The organism is Salinibacterium sp. VpJ6 (assembly GCF_059767345.1).
This window is the reverse complement of the sequence record NZ_JBSOQL010000003.1, coordinates 204,403-220,067: the sequence shown is the minus strand read 5'-3', so window position 1 is coordinate 220,067 and position 15,665 is coordinate 204,403. Positions and strand designations below refer to the sequence as shown.

Below are 15,665 nucleotides of genomic sequence, written 5' to 3'. Positions count from 1 at the left end.
GCCCGCCCGCGTTAGCCGCGGACGGGCACCGAGCACACTAGTTGCTGTAGCGGTCTACAGCGGGCGGGGTCGGAAGCTTCAGGACGGTGCCTGCAGTCTCGTTCCAAGCCGCATCCCACGAACCGTCGGCGTACGAGGCCTCAAGAACGTCGTTGATGTAGTCGCGGAAAGCGTCATCGTTGAGTCCAAGACCGATGCCGTAAGGCTCTTCGGTGAACGGGTTGCTGAGAACTTCGAATTCGCCAGCGTTCTGGTCGGCGAGGCCAGCCAGAATCACGTTGTCGGTGGTAACAGCGACAACCTTGCCGCTACGAAGCGGCTCGAGGCAAGCGGAGTAGGCGTCGGTGGTGATGAGCTTGACGTCGTACTCAGCGATGTTCTTTTCTGAGGTCGAACCGGCAACGCTGCAGACGTCCTTACCTGCGAGGTCCTCGGGGCCAGTGATGCCCTCGGGGTTATCTGCAAGAACGAGGATGTCTTGGCCTGCGTTGTAGTAAGGACCAGCGAAGGAAATTACTTCCTTGCGAGTGTCGTTGATCGTGTAAGTAGCGATCACGATGTCAACGGTGTCGTTCTCGATGAACGACTCACGGTTAGCGGAAACGGTTTCTTTCCACTCGATGTTGTCTTCACTAATACCCAGCGAAGCAGCAATGATCTTGCCAATTTCGACGTCGAAGCCGACGGGGTCGCCCGACGGTCCTTTGAGACCGAACAGCGGCTGGTCGAACTTGGTTCCGATCGTTATCTTGCCGGCATCAGCAAGCTCAGCCATTGTGGTGCCTGCTTCGAACTCCGGAACGACTACTTCAGGATCAGTTGTTCCTGAGTCTGCTGCACATGCGCTGAGGCCAAGAAGACCTACGACGGCGATGGCAGAAATCATCAGACCTTTTTTGAGTCTCATGTGTTTCTCCTTGCTGCTGTGGGGATTACCCGCTGAGTTAGTGGGTAAGGATTTTCGAGAGGAAGTCTTGCGCTCTCGGAGATTGAGGGTTGGTGAAGAACTGCTCAGGCTCGGCCTCTTCAACAATTTCGCCATCCGCCATGAAAATCACGCGGTCAGCAGCCTTACGAGCGAAGCCCATTTCGTGCGTAACCACGAGCATGGTCATGCCGTCTTTGGCGAGCTGCACCATGACATCGAGAACTTCGTTGATCATCTCGGGGTCGAGAGCCGACGTGGGCTCATCGAGAAGAATGATCTTGGGATCCATGGCGAGTGAACGAGCGATGGCAACACGCTGTTGCTGTCCACCAGAAAGCTGAGCCGGCATCTTGGATGCCTGGTTGCCGATACCAACGCGGTCGAGCAGTTCCATCGCGTGCTTGTCAGCTTCGACCTTGGAGACCTTGCGCACGCGGCGCGGGCCGAGCGTGACGTTCTCCAGAATCGTCTTGTGAGCGAAGAGGTTGAACGACTGGAATACCATGCCGACGTCTGCACGCAGCTTGGCGAGACCAGCGCCCTCTTCGGGCAACAACTTGCCATCAATAGTGATGGTGCCATCGTCGATGGTCTCGAGGCGGTTAATCGCACGACAGAGCGTGGATTTTCCCGAACCACTCGGCCCAATCACGACAACTACCTCACCACGTTTAATCGTGGTGGAGATGTCTTTGAGCACGTGAAGCTCACCGTAATGTTTGTTGACATGGTCGATAACGACCAGAGGTTCACCGCTCTGTGCTGCCATACAGAAAGATAATCACATGCGTTCAACCACGGTCAATCGCCGCGCCTAGTCGTAACACGCTCGTGACACGAAATCAGATACTGCGTTGCGCGAAAGCACTCTCGTAGAGACATACGGATGCCGCAGTAGCCAAATTCATCGACTCCGCGTGGCCGTAAATTGGCACCGAAATGACCCAATCGGCGAGCACATAGTGCTCATCGGTAAGGCCACGGGCCTCATTGCCGAACAACCACGCTGACGGGTGGTTGAGCACACCTTCGTTGCGCGCAGCTAAGAGATCTCCGCCCTTGATATCGGCGGCAAGAATGCGCAGCCCCTCGCCCTTGACTCGCTCGAGTACTTCTTCGAGCTCAGCACCGACGGCGACGGGAACATGAAACAGCGATCCCGTAGTGGCGCGAACAACCTTGGGATTGTAAAGATCGACGCTGCGGCCGGTCAGGATGACTGCGTCAGCACCGGCGGCATCCGCGGCACGGATGATCGTGCCGGCGTTACCGGGGTCGCGAACCTCTTCGAGGATAGCGATGAGCTTGGGACCATCCGCAAGGATGTCCTTCAACGATGTGGGGAATTGACGGCACACTGCGAGCACACCTTGGGGCGTCACAGTGTCGGCCATGGTCTCGAGGACTTGCTCCGAAACGAACTCAACCTCGACACCCGCTTCTTCGGCCGCGCGCGCAATGCCGCTATGGCGCTCAAGAGCGGTGGGCGTGGCGTACAGCTCCACCAAGAGGTCTGGGCGGAATTCGAGCGCTTCAGAAACCGACTGGGGCCCCTCTAAGAGAAAAAGCCCAGTCTCAGACCGGGCGCTCTTCTTAGCGAGTTTGGCTACTGCACGTACGCGTGGAGAACGCGGATTATCAATCACAAAATAACCCTAAGCGCGCGGGCCTGATATACGAGAATCGGCACGCTGCAGAGACCATATTGGTCACTACAGCGTGCCGATTGCACGAATAGTTGTGCGGCTAGTTACGCAGCCGAACGGGGTGCCGACGTGTCAGCGGGCAGTGCAGCCTTAGCGGTTGCAACCAGCGACGCGAACGTGGCGGGCTCGGTGACTGCGAGGTCAGCGAGGATGCGACGGTCAACCTGAACTCCGGCCAGGTTCAAGCCCTGGATGAGACGGTTGTACGTGAGGCCGTTGGCCCGCGATGCAGCGTTGATGCGCTGGATCCACAGGCGACGGAATTCACCCTTGCGGGCACGGCGGTCACGGTACGCGTAGACGAGCGAGTGCGTGACCTGCTCCTTGGCCTTACGGTACAGACGCGAACGCTGTCCGCGGTAACCCTTTGCGCGCTCGAGGATAACCCGACGCTTCTTGTGAGCGTTTACGGCTCTTTTTACTCTTGCCATTATGTGTGTCCTAAACCCTTACTTACCGAGAAGCTTCTTGATGACCTTGGCATCCTGCGATGCAAGAACCTGATCCTGGTTGAGCGAGCGCTTACGCTTTCCGCTCTTGACCTCGAGGTTGTGTCGCATACCAGCCTGCTGCTTCATGACCTTGCCGCTACCGGTGACCTTGAAACGCTTCTTGGTGCCTGAGTGCGTCTTCTGCTTAGGCATCTTTCTCCTCTTTCTCTGGAACTTCTGCCGCACGAGGAGCTTTGTTAGCTACCTTGCGGGCCTCGGCTTCAGCTTTCGCCGTTGCCTTGGTCTTGTGTGGGCCAATAATCATGACCATGTTGCGACCGTCAATCGTCGGGGTCGATTCGATGGAACCGAACTCCGACACATCTTCGGCAAACTTCTGAAGCAAACGGACGCCCTGGTCAGGACGAGACTGCTCACGACCACGGAACAAGATCATTGCTTTGACCTTGTCGCCGCCCGAGAGGAATCCTTCGGCACGCTTGCGCTTGGTTTCGTAGTCGTGCTTGTCGATCTTCAGGCGGAAACGAACCTCTTTGAGGATCGTGTTTGCCTGGTTGCGACGAGCTTCTTTCGCCTTCTGCGCCTCTTCGTACTTGAACTTGCCGTGATCCATGATCTTGGCAACGGGAGGCTTGGAATTGGGAGCAACCTCGACCAAATCTAGATCTGCCTCTTGGGCGAGTCGGAGGGCGACGTCAATTGAGACGACACCGACTTGTTCACCGCCGGGTCCGACAAGTCGGACCTCAGGAACTCGGATTCGGTCGTTGGTACGGGGATCGCTGATGCGTGTTCTCCTCACAGTTCGTGATGCGCAGAGAAACAGTAGTAAACACTGCGCAGTTTGGCGGATGCCATGGCACGAAAGAGGATCAAACGCAGCGATGCTGCATCACCCTTTAAAGCTGCGCAGCCAGCATCCGGAACAATTCGCACGATCGCGTAGATCATGCGTACTGCACCGCCAGCGGACTGTGCGGGGTGTAACTACCCGGTAACCTTGTATGCGGTTGACAGGTGGGAGAATCTCCACTTTCGTAACCGGGGCGAGCCCCGGGCCTGCATAAGGATAGCAGAGCGAACCCCAATTAGCGAAGGACATCATGAGCGAGCCCACCAATGAGGATTACAACGAACTTCGCGATATCTCTGAAGTGCCCGCGGTCGAGGTAATTAACACCGTCGCCGTACACATGCTCAGTGCCGCCGCCGTCAAACTGGGACTTTCGGATGGCCCCAATGCTGAGGCAGAAAAAGATCTGGACGAAGCACGCAAGCTCATCAACGCCCTCGCCGGCTTTGTGACCGCTGCCGCCCCAGAAATCGGAAACCACCACGCTCGACCGCTGCGCGACGGCCTGCGTTCGGTGCAGCTCGCGTTCCGCGAAGCATCGACATTCCCGGATGCGCCCGGCCAGGGCCCCGGCGAGAAGTACACCGGCCCCGTCAACTAGCCACGTTTCCCGGCGGTCCTTGGGCCGCTGGGCACGACGGCTCGGTTGCGGTCGGATGACGCCTCGACTTCTCGAATCCCAGCGGCTAGCACCTCGCCTGCTGGATTACCGCTGGCTTGGCGACCGCCACGTTTGCTCCGCTAGTCGGCAGCGGGAGCCCGCACGACTTGAATTGCGAGAGAGTCGACCGACTCTGCGATGAGCTCTGAAGCACTCCAACTCGTGCGAAGGCGATCCATGATGGCGTCGAGAGTGTCGCGATCAAGCCCCTCGCGCATTGCGATCTGCACAACCAATTCAGGGCCCTGCAAACGGGCTCCGGGGTCGCCGGCGAGAAGCTGAACGTCAACGACGTTCGATTCGTCAGCAGCGGATGCCGCAAACTCATCTCGCACGTCAGCACGCAAGAAGCTCGGGGTCCAGTCAACGGACTGAGCAATCGCCCACACCGCGGGACGGCGGATGATGAACTCGCTGTCACTCAGCGGGTCAATAATGACAAGGTCAGTATTCTCGCTCGCGGCGGCCAGCGCGACACGGGTGCCTGCTGCAGGCACCGGCCGAGCATCCGGGTTCCAGGTCTTCATCGCGTCAACAGAGCTGAACACCGGCAGCACTGCGCGGCCATCGGGCCCGGTAACGGTCACGATCGACAGCTCTTGAGTCTTATCGACTGTGAGCCCCTCGGCGGTGGTGCCCGTCTCCCCTGCCTTCGCGAGAAGCGGGATCAGCAGGCGCGAGGTGCGTACCTGATCGACAACTTCGGACTCGGAAGCATCACCGGCGTGAAAGCGGGTGATTGCCGCCATGAGTTCTTCTGGGGCGCGACCATCGTCATCCGGAGCAGGATTCGGCTCGAACGAGCGCCCCGCCCAGGGCACCCCGGCAGAGTCTGCTGCGTTCGATTCCGCCGCCATGATTAGTGCGAGGAGACGTCGAGCGCTTCAGCGAGCGTGAAGGCCTTGGCGTACAGCGCCTTACCGACGATTGCGCCCTCGAGTCCCTGAGGAACGAGTTCGCGCAGTTCGATGAGGTCGTCCAAGCTCGATACTCCGCCCGAGGCGATGACCGGACGGTGGGTGCGGTCCATGACCTGGCGAAGAAGTTCGATGTTCGGGCCCTGCAGCGTGCCGTCTTTCGTGACGTCAGTCACCACGTAGCGGCAGCAACCGGCAGACTCGAGGCGGTCGAGGACGGTCCAGATGTCGCCGCCCTCTTGAGTCCAACCGCGGGCAGCGAGCGTCGTGCCACGGACGTCGAGACCGACAGCGATTGCCTCACCGTACTCGGCGATAACGTGGGCAGCCCACTCGGGGTTCTCCAACGCGGCCGTGCCGAGGTTGATGCGCTTGGCGCCGGTGGCGAGAGCAGCTTCGAGCGACTCGTCATCGCGGATGCCACCCGAGAGTTCGATGTTCACGCGCTTTGGCGTGGACTTGATGACCTTCTTGATCATCGCGTGGTTGTTGCCCCGGCCGAAAGCCGCGTCGAGGTCAACGAGGTGAATCCACTCGGCGCCCTGATCAACCCAATCATGCGCAGCAGCGCATGGATCGCCGTAGCTCTTCTCGGTGCCGGCTTCGCCCTGCGTGAGACGCACAGCCTTACCGTCTGCTACATCCACTGCGGGAAGCAGTGTAAGACCGGGGGTTTTGTTGAACTCGCTCATAGATACGCTCTCTAAAGACCTGACCGCGGAACGCCGCGCACAAGCATCCGATACTAGTGCACGACGAACAGGCGCAAAATCAGAGTGTCTTCAACCAGTTGCTTAGAAGTTTAATTCCGGCTTCGCCCGACTTCTCCGGGTGAAATTGAGTGGCAGTCAAGGGTCCGTTTTCGACCGCTGCCAAGAAACGCCCGCCATGGTCGGCCCACGTGAGCTTCGGCTGCGGGAAAGGGGGCTGAACGTCAAGCGTCCACTGCTGTGCAGCGTACGAGTGAACGAAGTAGAAACGTTCGTTGCGAATGGAATCGAACAGCGTCGTATCGTCAGGAGTCTCGACAGTATTCCAGCCCATGTGCGGCAAAACCGGCGCGGGTAACTTTTCTACAACACCCGGCCACTCGTCGAGCCCGTCGGTCTGAATACCGTGTTCGTCGCCAGAGGCGAAGAGCACTTGCATGCCGACACAGATGCCCATAACCGGGCGGCTACCCGTGAGGCGTTTTTCGATGATTGCGCCACCGCGAACCGACTCGAGAGCCGACATGACGGCCGCAAAGGCACCGACGCCGGGCACAAGGAGACCGTCTGCTGCCTCAGCAACCGACCGATCCGCGCTCAACCGAACGTTCGCACCCGCGGCCTCGAGAGCTTTCGCCGCCGAGTGGATGTTGCCGGAACCGTAGTCGAGGATGACAACTGAAGGAGCAGCCACTCTAGAGCGTGCCCTTCGTAGACGGGATACCCGAGACACGGGCATCCGGCTCGACAGCAGCACGCATCGCGCGAGCGAAAGCTTTGAACTCGGCCTCCGCGATGTGGTGCGGGTCGCGGCCACACAATACCGTCACGTGCACCGTGATGCCCGCGTTATAACTGATTGCCTCAAAGACGTGACGCACCATCGAGCCGGTGAAGTGCCCACCGATGAGGTGCATTTCGAAGCCCGCAGGCTCCCCCGTGTGCACGAGGTAGGGACGCCCAGAGACATCAACAACTGCCCGCACGAGAGCTTCATCGAGAGGCACGAGAGCGTCACCGTAGCGTGAGATACCCGCCTTGGTTCCCAGAGCTTGCTTGATGGCGAGTCCCAGAGCGATACCGATGTCTTCCACCGTGTGGTGCACGTCGATGTGGGTGTCACCGCTCGCTTTGACCGTGAGGTCGATGAGCGAGTGCTTAGAGAATGCCGTCAGCATGTGGTCGTAGAAAGGAACCGAGGTCTCAATGGATGAGGTGCCGGTGCCGTCGAGGTTGATCGAAAGTTCGATGCTCGACTCGCTAGTTTCGCGCTTAATCGTCGCGGTGCGATCTGAAGTCATTACTCAACCCTACCGAGCGCTTGAAGGTCTGCCATCGCATCCAAGAACGCCGTAGTCTCTTCCGCAGTACCGGCGGTGACCCGCAAGTGGTGCGGGATGCCCACGTCGCGGATCAAAATGTCTTGAATGAGGAGCTTGTGGAACAGCGCCTGCGGGTCGTCCACTCCGCCGAACAGCACGAAGTTTGCCTCGCTGGGCACTGGCGTGAAGCCCAGAGCCGACAGCCCGGCGCTCATTCGGTCACGCTGAGTCTTGATCTCGTCGACCATCGCAAGCATTTCCGGTGCGTGGGCAAGCGCCGCAACAGCCGCCGCTTGAGTGAGCGCGGACAAGTGATAGGGCAAGCGAACGAGTCGAAGCGCATCAGCGATGGCGGGATCAGCCGCGAGGTAGCCCACGCGCGCTCCCGCGAAAGCGAATGCCTTACTCATGGTGCGAGAAACGATGAGGCGAGGGCGGCCGTCGAGCAATGCCAGAGCCGATTCGCGGTCGGAGAACTCGGCGTAGGCCTCATCGACGAGCACGATTCCGTCAGTCGCGTCGTACGCGGCGGCGATGGTGTCGTTACTCACGGGAGTGCCGGTCGGGTTATTAGGTGAGCACAGGAACACGACGTCTGGGGTGTGCTCGGCGATCGCCGCCACCACACTCTCGGGAGTGATGTCATAAGCAGGATCCCGAGGCGCGGTTACCCACTCAGTTCCTGTGCCAGAAGCGATGATCGAGTGCATCGAGTACGTGGGAGGGAAACCGAGGACACGACGCCCGGGGCCTCCAAAAGCTTGCAGCGTCTGCTGGAGAACTTCGTTCGAACCATTGGCGGCCCAGATGTGGTCGGCCGTCAGACCGTGCCCCAAGTAGGCCGCGAGTGACTCGCGAAGCTCGGTGAACTCGCGGTCCGGGTACCGATTGGCATTCATGACCGCGCCTGCGAGGGCCATCACGATGTCGGTCGCGACTGCTTCCGGAATCGGATGCGTGTTCTCGTTGACATTGAGTTGAATGCGTACGGGGTCAGTCGGCGCACCGTAGGGAGTGAGACCGCGAAGGTCATCACGAATGGGGAGATCAGAAAGCGAAGTCACTCATCAATGCTAGAGGAACGCGGCTGGACTCTGCGCCTCAAGACGCTTGCCTAGGACCGCGCGGTGGAAGCTCAGCGTGGCTTGTCTTAGCGCGAGAAGCTTGCGGGAATCGCGAGCTCTTGGCCCGCGAAGATATCTGCTGACGGAAGCTGGTTGAGCTGCACGAGCTGGGCGACTACCTCACGCGGGTCTTGGCCAGGAGCGTGCTGCTCAGCGATGTTCCAGAGAGACTGACCCGCCGCAACATCCACATAGACGAAAGCGTTCTCATCGGCGTCGAGCGTTGCGACTGCTCCACCGCTGTTAAGCGAGAACACGAGCGCGGCGATAACCAACGGCGCGGCCGCGAGCGTCGTGAAGACGACACGGCCACGCGTGGTGAGGCGAAGACGTGGTGCGGACTGCCGAGCACGGACAGCCGCGTTAGGTGCAATCACTGCAGTGGACATCATTCACTCCTCTAGGGGTTATCGCACCCGACTCTCGGCCGGGAGAGCCGGGTGCGAAGCTGTGTTCCGAACATACATTCGAATAGTTCGAATATCAAGTACATATTCGAAGAAGCCACTGACATTTGTTTCAGACACTCGAACAAATGTTTGGTTTTGGCCTCTCCTGCGGATACAGTTTCGAATGAGCCACTGACATTGGAATCGTCACTGGCAGAAATAGAGGACTCGTGACTGACTCAACAGCCCGCCCCGATGACGCTTCTGAGCGGGGAACGCGGCGGCGAACCAACCTGAGCGCCAAACAGCAGGCGATCCTCGAAATGATCCAGCGTTCTGTAGCTACTCAGGGCTACCCGCCGAGCATGCGTGAGATTGGCGACGCCGTCGGACTCTCTTCGCTGTCTAGCGTGACGCACCAGCTCAACCAGCTTGAGCTGAGTGGCTACGTGCGCCGAGACCCCAATCGCCCTCGTGCGATCGAAGTACTCATTGACGTTCCGAGCGCGGTCGATGAATCCAGCACCATCAGCCCATCTATGGGCGATGCAGCGATGGTTCCTCTCGTCGGACGAATCGCTGCCGGCATCCCTATCACCGCCGAACAGCACGTCGAAGAAGTATTCCCCCTCCCCCGCCAACTTGTAGGCAAGGGCGAGCTCTTCATGCTCAAGGTCGTCGGAGATTCCATGATCGACGCAGCGATTTGCGACGGCGACTGGGTAGTGGTGCGCCAGCAACAAACTGCAGAGAATGGCGACATCGTGGCAGCAATGCTCGATGACGAAGCCACCGTCAAGGTCTTCCGCCAGCGCGACGGCCACACGTGGCTACTCCCCCGCAACTCCAACTTCGAGCCGATCCTGGGCGACTACGCGCAAGTACTCGGCAAAGTCGTTACGGTACTGCGCGCGCTCTAAGTGCTGACCGAGTCGGCGTAGCCCCGTTTAGTCGGAGCTACGCCGCGGCAAGCTACTTCACCTGAGCGGTGACGAACTCTTCGATCTCCGGCACACGCGCAGGGTGAACAAGCGCCGTCACAAGCGTGCCCTCTTCGCGATAGTCCGTTGACATGACTCGGCCCTGCACATGCAGGCGCGAGATCACCTCACCACGGTCGTACGGCACCAGCAGGGTGACTTCGACCTCGGGCTTGGGCAGCAGCTCCGCGATGCGGGCGTTGAGTTCGTCAATGCCCTCGCCAGAGCGCGCCGACACAAAAATGCCCGTCGGTTCAAGGCCACGGATCACCAAACGCTGGTCGTCATCCGCAAGATCGCTCTTGTTGAAGACGACGATCTCTGGGATGCCGCGGGCACCCAACTCGCCGATCACGTCGCGAACGGTAGCGAGCTGCGCTCCCGGGTCGGGATGCGAAGCGTCAACAACGTGCACGATGACGTCGGCCTGCCCGACCTCTTCCAGCGTCGAACGAAACGCCTCCACGAGCTGGTGAGGCAGGTTTCGAACGAATCCGACGGTGTCGCTCAGAGTGAACAGGCGCCCGTCTGCCGTCGTCGACTTGCGAACGGTGGCATCAAGCGTCGCGAACAAAGCGTTCTCGACGAGTACGCCGGCCTTAGTCATGCGGTTGAGCAAACTCGACTTGCCCGCGTTGGTGTAGCCAGCGATTGCGACACTCGGCACTTCGAACCGGTCACGGTTAGCCCGCTTCGCTTCGCGAGCCGGTGCGAAGCTCTTGATCTGCTTACGCAGGCGAGCCATGCGAGTGTGGATGTGACGACGATCAAGTTCGATCTTCGTCTCACCCGGTCCGCGGCTACCCATACCGGCGCCGGCGCCACCGACCTGACCACCGGCCTGGCGAGACATCGATTCACCCCAACCACGCAGTCGGGGCAACAGGTACTCGAGCTGAGCAAGCTCAACTTGAGCCTTACCCTCGCGGCTCGTGGCATGCTGGCTGAAGATGTCGAGGATGACGGCGGTGCGGTCGATGACCTTGACGCCGACAACGTCTTCCAGCGCACGTCGCTGGCTCGGTGCGAGCTCGGTATCAGCGATGACGGTATCGGCACCGGTTGCGGCCACGACATCCTTCAGCTCGCGAGCTTTACCCTTTCCCAGATACGTACTCGGGTCGGGGTGGCTGCGGCGCTGCAGGAGGCCATCAAGCACCACAGCACCCGCGGTCTCAGCAAGAGCCGAGAGTTCGCGGATGGAGTTCTCGGCGTCGCGCAGGTCACCCTGTCCGTAGATGCCGATGAGAACAACGTTCTCGATGCGTAGCTGGCGGTACTCAACTTCGGTGACGTCGTCGAGTTCGGTCGAAAGACCAGCAACACGCTTGAGCGCATGTCGATCGTCGCGATCAAACTGATCGCCATCGCGATCCGCTTCATAATGGGCATCCGCCTGCAACGCTTGCGCGCCTGAATTGCCGAGCCCCGCCGCTCCGAACCGCTTCACCGCGGCATGATCTGAGCCTTCACTCGCAAGAACACGGTCGACTGAACGCTCGGCGTCGTCGCCGTTATTGGCCTCAATACTGGTTTCTGTCGTTTTTCGCGTCATTTGGGTTAACCCTACTTGTCTAGTTTTCGGTAAGTTCTGTGCATGGCCAACGAGCATTACTTCTCGTCATCACCCGAGAGTGATCTCAAGTTGCGGACGATTCACGCGACCATTGCAGGTGTTGAACGCGAACTTGTCACGTCAAATGGGATCTTTAGCCCCGAGCGCATCGATGCCGGAACGAAAGTTCTGCTATCGAATGTGCCGGCGCCTCCTCCGGGAGGAAACCTGCTTGACCTCGGTTGCGGCTGGGGACCTATGGCGCTCACCCTTGCCCTCGAGTCACCTCATGCAACGGTATGGGCGGTGGACGTCAACGAGCGCGCACTGGATCTTGTGCGGGCTAACGCCGAGAAATTGTCCATACCCAACATTAACGCGGTTCTGCCCGCAGATGTTCCCAAAGACATAACATTTATGTCTATTTGGTCGAACCCGCCCATTCGCGTGGGCAAGAACGAACTCCACAACATTCTGCAGACTTGGCTGCCCCGCCTTGAGCTCGATGCCGACGCGTGGCTCGTCGTGCAAAAGAATCTGGGATCAGATTCCCTCCAGCGGTGGATGGAAGCAACCTTCCCCGACAACTTCAGCTTCACGCGCGCCGCCACCAACAAGGGCTACCGAGTGTTGCGGGCGCGCCACCACGCTGTCAGCGAGTAGCTCGCCAGACGGAAAGGCGGCTCTGGGGCCGCAGGGGGCTCGCTAAGCGAGTTCTAGCGTGCCCGTGAACACGAGCTCGGCTGGGCCACTCAACGAGACGTGCTCGCCATCCTCGGTCGGGAACATGCGCACGACGACAGTGCCACCGGGTACCGTCACGCGCCACTGGTGGGGCGCGCTGCGTCCGGCATAGTGGCGAATTGCCAACGCCGCCGCGACTGCGCCGGTACCACACGACAAAGTTTCGCCGCTGCCGCGCTCGTGCACCCGCATCCGGATTGAACCAACGCCGTCTTTTACGAGCGGCTCGGCAGGAACAACGAATTCAACGTTGGCCCCGTGTTCGGGCAGCGGGTCGATGACGGGAATGTAGTTGAGGTCTACGCGATCGAGCTCGGCCTCTTCGGCCAACGCCACGACCACATGGGGGTTGCCGACGTTGATACCGAGGCCCGGTCGGGCCACTTCGAGTTCCTTCGCACGCACGAGCGGCTCGCCACCGTCGAGCATCCAACGGCCCATGTCGACCTGGTAGCCGGCCATATTGCGCTGAACGTCACGCACACCGCTGCGGGTACCGATCGGCAAAGTGTCTCCCGGCTCGAAACCAACGAGCCCTTCCGAGGCGAGGTATTCGGCGTACACACGGATGCCGTTGCCGCACATTTCCGAGATGCTGCCGTCGGCGTTGTGGTAATCCATGAACCACTCGGCATCGGCGTCTTCCGCTAGCGCCGCAGCGCCGGCATCGAGACTGCGGGATCGCACGGCACGGATGACACCGTCAGCGCCCACGCCAAAGTGACGGTCGCAGATTGCGGCGACCTGCTGCGGAGTCAGGTTGATCTCTCCGTCCGGGTCGGTGAAGAGAACGAAGTCATTGCCAGTTCCCTGACCTTTGGTGAAGTTAAGCGTCGCCATGCGTTCCATTCTCTCCCATCACGATCGCCAGAGCACGTTGAGCACGGTCGGGAGCGTCGTAGGGCAACCAGATGCACTGGTCATAGCGCTTGAACCAGCCGACCTGGCGCCGGGCGTAGCGACGAGTCAAAGCCGCGGTTTGTTCAATAGCCTCGGCCTCGCTAAGCGTGTCATCGAGTTGTTGAATCGCTTGCGCATAGCCAATCGCCCGTGCAGCGGTAACCCCAAGCCCCCGGTCGCGAAGACCGCGCACCTCGTCGAGGAGCCCGGTATCCCACATGTGCTGCACCCGACGGTTAAGACGCGGCACGAGCTCGTCTCGCGGAGCGGTGAGGCCGAAGATGTGCGCTGGCGTCCAGAGCTTGGTTTCTTCGGGCAGGCCCGCACCGAAGGGCTCCCCCGTGATCTCGATCACTTCAAGAGCGCGCACGATGCGACGCCCGTTGCTGGCGCCGATCGATTGTGCAGCCGCCGGATCCACCGCTTGGAGCCTCTGAAAAAGGAGGCCGACACCATCGCGTTCAAGCTCAGCTTCGAGCCGTGCCCGCACCTCCGGGTCGCGGGCGGGAAACCGAAAGTCGTGGATGACGCTCGACACGTAGAGCCCTGATCCCCCGACCATGATGGGCACGCGCCCTGCCCCCTGAATTTGCGTAATCAGTTGCCGAGCATCCTGTTGATACTGCGCCACGCTGGCGTCATCGGTGGGGTCGAGAACATCGAGCATGTGGTGCGGGATGCCGCGACGTTCGTCTACAGGAAGCTTGGCGGTACCGATATCCATGCCGCGGTAAAACTGCATAGCGTCGGCGTTGATGATCTCGCTCGCATTACCTTGGCGCGCTAGGCCCTCGGCGATGTCGAGAGAGAGCTCGGACTTGCCTGTTCCGGTTGCCCCGACGACAACAACGAGGGGTGGCGTGCTGGCGATAGCCATCTCTGGGTTAGCGCAGCGAGTCGCTGGGGTCGTAGATCGGCGTCGTAGCGACACGAATCGTCGGCAGCCCCAGCGAGACTTTGGGGGCAGCATCGCCGGCAGACGCGGCTGACGGCACTCCACACGATGCAGCTTCGGCCCGATCCCACGCATCGCCGGCGCGGGTACGGCGGATGTTGAGCTGGCCTCCCGCAGGGGTGTCCGCCACGAGATGGAACGCTGCAGCCTCGGTCACCGTCAGCGTGACGACGTCGCCGGGACGCGGAGTTGCGCTGCCCTCGGGCACGTTGAAGTGCACGAGGCGGGAGTCTTCGGCTCGGCCCGACAGTCGTGCGGTCTCGGCCTGCTTGCGACCCTCGGTCGCGGTGACCATCACCTGCAGTGTGCGGCCGATTTGCTTGTCGTTTTCTTCTCGCGAGATGCGATCTTGAAGAGCGGCGAGGCGCTCGTAACGCTCTTGCACGACCTCTTTGGGAACCTGATCATCCATTGTGGCCGCGGGGGTTCCCGGGCGAATCGAGTACTGGAAAGTGAAGGCCGACGCGAAGCGAGACTCTTCGACGACGCGAAGTGTCTCTCTAAAGTCTTCCTCGGTCTCGCCAGGGAAACCCACGATGATGTCGGTCGTAATGGCGGCATCCGGCATTTGCGCACGAACGCGTTCGAGGATGCCCAAGAACTTGGTCGAGCGGTAACTGCGACGCATGGCCTTGAGGATGCGGTCAGAGCCGGACTGCAGTGGCATGTGCAGTTGCGGCATGACATTGGGAGTTTCGGCCATCGCGTCAATGACGTCGTCGGTGAACGCAGCCGGATGCGGGCTTGTAAACCGCACCCGCTCGAGACCTTCAATCGACCCGGTGGCGCGAAGCAGTTTGCTGAATGCTTGACGGTCACCGAACTCAACGCCGTAGGAATTCACGTTTTGCCCGAGGAGAGTTACTTCGGTGGCACCGTCATCGACGACTGCTTGCACTTCAGCGAGAATTTCGCCGGGGCGGCGGTCTTTCTCCTTGCCGCGCAGGGTGGGAACGATGCAGAACGTGCAGGTGTTGTTGCAGCCGACCGAGATCGATACCCACGCGCTGTGGGTCGATTCTCGACGGGTGGGAAGCGTAGAGGGAAAGACGTCGAGGGACTCGAGAATCTCTAGCTGAGCTTCTTCGTTGTGCCGTGCGCGCTCGAGAAGCGTGGGCAGCGAGCCCATGTTGTGGGTGCCGAACACCACATCGACCCAGGGGGCCTTCTCGAGGATGACGCCCTGGTCCTTTTGCGCAAGGCAACCGCCAACGGCAATTTGCATGCCGTCGTGTTCTTTCTTGACGCTCGCGAGCATGCCCAGGTTGCCGTAGAGCTTGTTGTCGGCGTTTTCGCGAACGGCACAGGTATTGATGACGACCACGTCAGCTTGACCCTCGGTGGCGCGGATGTAGCCGGCGGCTTCAAGAGAGCCGCTGAGACGTTCGGAGTCGTGCACATTCATCTGGCATCCGTAGGTGCGCACTTCATAGCTGCGCGGGCTCGCCAGTTTTTCGTCAATCATGTGT

19 protein-coding genes are annotated in these 15,665 nt (G+C 60.3%); 3 read left to right on the top strand and 16 right to left on the bottom strand.

Annotated elements, in window-relative coordinates:
* Window positions 1-37: 37 nt before the first annotated feature.
* The 6 genes from ACWTV1_RS11840 to infC all read right to left on the bottom strand — a co-directional run bounded on the left by ACWTV1_RS11840 (window position 38) and on the right by infC (window position 3,888).
* Entirely contained in the window at window positions 38-907 is an 870-nt protein-coding gene (locus ACWTV1_RS11840) for a glutamate ABC transporter substrate-binding protein (protein WP_498505473.1), read from the bottom strand.
* Window positions 908-944: 37 nt separating this feature from the next.
* The gene (locus ACWTV1_RS11835; protein ID WP_100390098.1) at window positions 945-1,697 is read right to left on the bottom strand and encodes an amino acid ABC transporter ATP-binding protein; all 753 of its coding nucleotides are present in this window, start codon (window positions 1,695-1,697) and stop codon (window positions 945-947) included.
* 73 nt (window positions 1,698-1,770) lie between these two features.
* On the bottom strand, window positions 1,771-2,574 hold the full coding sequence (locus ACWTV1_RS11830) for a TrmH family RNA methyltransferase (RefSeq protein WP_100390097.1): 804 nt from the start codon (window positions 2,572-2,574) through the stop codon (window positions 1,771-1,773).
* Window positions 2,575-2,678: 104 nt separating this feature from the next.
* On the bottom strand, window positions 2,679-3,065 hold the full coding sequence (gene rplT / locus ACWTV1_RS11825) for a 50S ribosomal protein L20 (protein WP_009771944.1): 387 nt from the start codon (window positions 3,063-3,065) through the stop codon (window positions 2,679-2,681).
* Window positions 3,066-3,083: 18 nt separating this feature from the next.
* Window positions 3,084-3,278 carry a 50S ribosomal protein L35 gene (gene rpmI / locus ACWTV1_RS11820; protein WP_100390096.1) on the bottom strand — a complete coding sequence of 65 codons (195 nt, stop codon included), beginning with the start codon at window positions 3,276-3,278 and terminating at the stop codon, window positions 3,084-3,086.
* On the bottom strand, window positions 3,271-3,888 hold the full coding sequence (gene infC, locus ACWTV1_RS11815; protein WP_100390095.1) for a translation initiation factor IF-3: 618 nt from the start codon (window positions 3,886-3,888) through the stop codon (window positions 3,271-3,273). The genes rpmI and infC overlap by 8 nt, the downstream gene beginning before the upstream one ends.
* Before the next feature lie 301 nt (window positions 3,889-4,189).
* On the opposite strand from infC, the gene ACWTV1_RS11810 reads away from it, so the two are divergent.
* Window positions 4,190-4,540 carry a DUF1844 domain-containing protein gene (locus ACWTV1_RS11810; RefSeq protein ID WP_100390094.1) on the top strand — a complete coding sequence of 117 codons (351 nt, stop codon included), beginning with the start codon at window positions 4,190-4,192 and terminating at the stop codon, window positions 4,538-4,540.
* Window positions 4,541-4,680: 140 nt separating this feature from the next.
* On the opposite strand, the gene ACWTV1_RS11805 is transcribed toward ACWTV1_RS11810, so the two are convergent.
* From ACWTV1_RS11805 to ACWTV1_RS11780, 6 genes are all read right to left on the bottom strand, one after another.
* The gene (locus tag ACWTV1_RS11805; protein WP_498505472.1) at window positions 4,681-5,457 is read right to left on the bottom strand and encodes an SseB family protein; all 777 of its coding nucleotides are present in this window, start codon (window positions 5,455-5,457) and stop codon (window positions 4,681-4,683) included.
* 2 nt (window positions 5,458-5,459) lie between these two features.
* Entirely contained in the window at window positions 5,460-6,209 is a 750-nt protein-coding gene (gene priA, locus ACWTV1_RS11800; RefSeq protein WP_100390092.1) for a bifunctional 1-(5-phosphoribosyl)-5-((5-phosphoribosylamino)methylideneamino)imidazole-4-carboxamide isomerase/phosphoribosylanthranilate isomerase PriA, read from the bottom strand.
* A gap of 79 nt (window positions 6,210-6,288) precedes the next feature.
* On the bottom strand, window positions 6,289-6,966 hold the full coding sequence (gene hisH / locus ACWTV1_RS11795) for an imidazole glycerol phosphate synthase subunit HisH (protein ID WP_498505471.1): 678 nt from the start codon (window positions 6,964-6,966) through the stop codon (window positions 6,289-6,291).
* Window positions 6,923-7,528: an imidazoleglycerol-phosphate dehydratase HisB gene (gene hisB / locus ACWTV1_RS11790; protein ID WP_498505470.1), complete on the bottom strand. Its 606-nt coding sequence runs from the start codon at window positions 7,526-7,528 to the stop codon at window positions 6,923-6,925. Before hisB ends, hisH begins: the two co-directional genes overlap by 44 nt.
* Window positions 7,528-8,613 carry a histidinol-phosphate transaminase gene (locus ACWTV1_RS11785; RefSeq protein WP_341620876.1) on the bottom strand — a complete coding sequence of 362 codons (1,086 nt, stop codon included), beginning with the start codon at window positions 8,611-8,613 and terminating at the stop codon, window positions 7,528-7,530. The genes hisB and ACWTV1_RS11785 overlap by 1 nt, the downstream gene beginning before the upstream one ends.
* 86 nt (window positions 8,614-8,699) lie before the next feature.
* Window positions 8,700-9,062 (bottom strand): LysM peptidoglycan-binding domain-containing protein, encoded by a 363-nt coding sequence (locus ACWTV1_RS11780; RefSeq protein WP_100390088.1) that lies wholly within the window; start codon window positions 9,060-9,062, stop codon window positions 8,700-8,702.
* 230 nt (window positions 9,063-9,292) lie between these two features.
* Between ACWTV1_RS11780 and lexA the strand changes: the two genes are divergently transcribed.
* On the top strand, window positions 9,293-9,982 hold the full coding sequence (gene lexA / locus ACWTV1_RS11775; protein WP_100390087.1) for a transcriptional repressor LexA: 690 nt from the start codon (window positions 9,293-9,295) through the stop codon (window positions 9,980-9,982).
* Window positions 9,983-10,034: 52 nt separating this feature from the next.
* Here the strand turns inward: lexA and hflX are convergent, their stop codons facing one another.
* Window positions 10,035-11,597 carry a GTPase HflX gene (gene hflX / locus ACWTV1_RS11770; RefSeq protein WP_498505469.1) on the bottom strand — a complete coding sequence of 521 codons (1,563 nt, stop codon included), beginning with the start codon at window positions 11,595-11,597 and terminating at the stop codon, window positions 10,035-10,037.
* 42 nt (window positions 11,598-11,639) lie between these two features.
* Between hflX and ACWTV1_RS11765 the strand changes: the two genes are divergently transcribed.
* Window positions 11,640-12,260: a class I SAM-dependent methyltransferase gene (locus ACWTV1_RS11765; protein ID WP_498505468.1), complete on the top strand. Its 621-nt coding sequence runs from the start codon at window positions 11,640-11,642 to the stop codon at window positions 12,258-12,260.
* Between the two features lie 42 nt (window positions 12,261-12,302).
* Here the strand turns inward: ACWTV1_RS11765 and dapF are convergent, their stop codons facing one another.
* From dapF to miaB, 3 genes are read right to left on the bottom strand one after another with little or no spacing between them, the layout of a single operon-like run.
* Window positions 12,303-13,181: a diaminopimelate epimerase gene (gene dapF, locus ACWTV1_RS11760; protein ID WP_498505467.1), complete on the bottom strand. Its 879-nt coding sequence runs from the start codon at window positions 13,179-13,181 to the stop codon at window positions 12,303-12,305.
* Window positions 13,168-14,118 carry a tRNA (adenosine(37)-N6)-dimethylallyltransferase MiaA gene (miaA, locus tag ACWTV1_RS11755; RefSeq protein ID WP_498505466.1) on the bottom strand — a complete coding sequence of 317 codons (951 nt, stop codon included), beginning with the start codon at window positions 14,116-14,118 and terminating at the stop codon, window positions 13,168-13,170. The genes dapF and miaA overlap by 14 nt, the downstream gene beginning before the upstream one ends.
* A gap of 7 nt (window positions 14,119-14,125) precedes the next feature.
* Window positions 14,126-15,661 carry a tRNA (N6-isopentenyl adenosine(37)-C2)-methylthiotransferase MiaB gene (gene miaB, locus ACWTV1_RS11750; protein ID WP_498505465.1) on the bottom strand — a complete coding sequence of 512 codons (1,536 nt, stop codon included), beginning with the start codon at window positions 15,659-15,661 and terminating at the stop codon, window positions 14,126-14,128.
* Window positions 15,662-15,665: the final 4 nt, after the last annotated feature.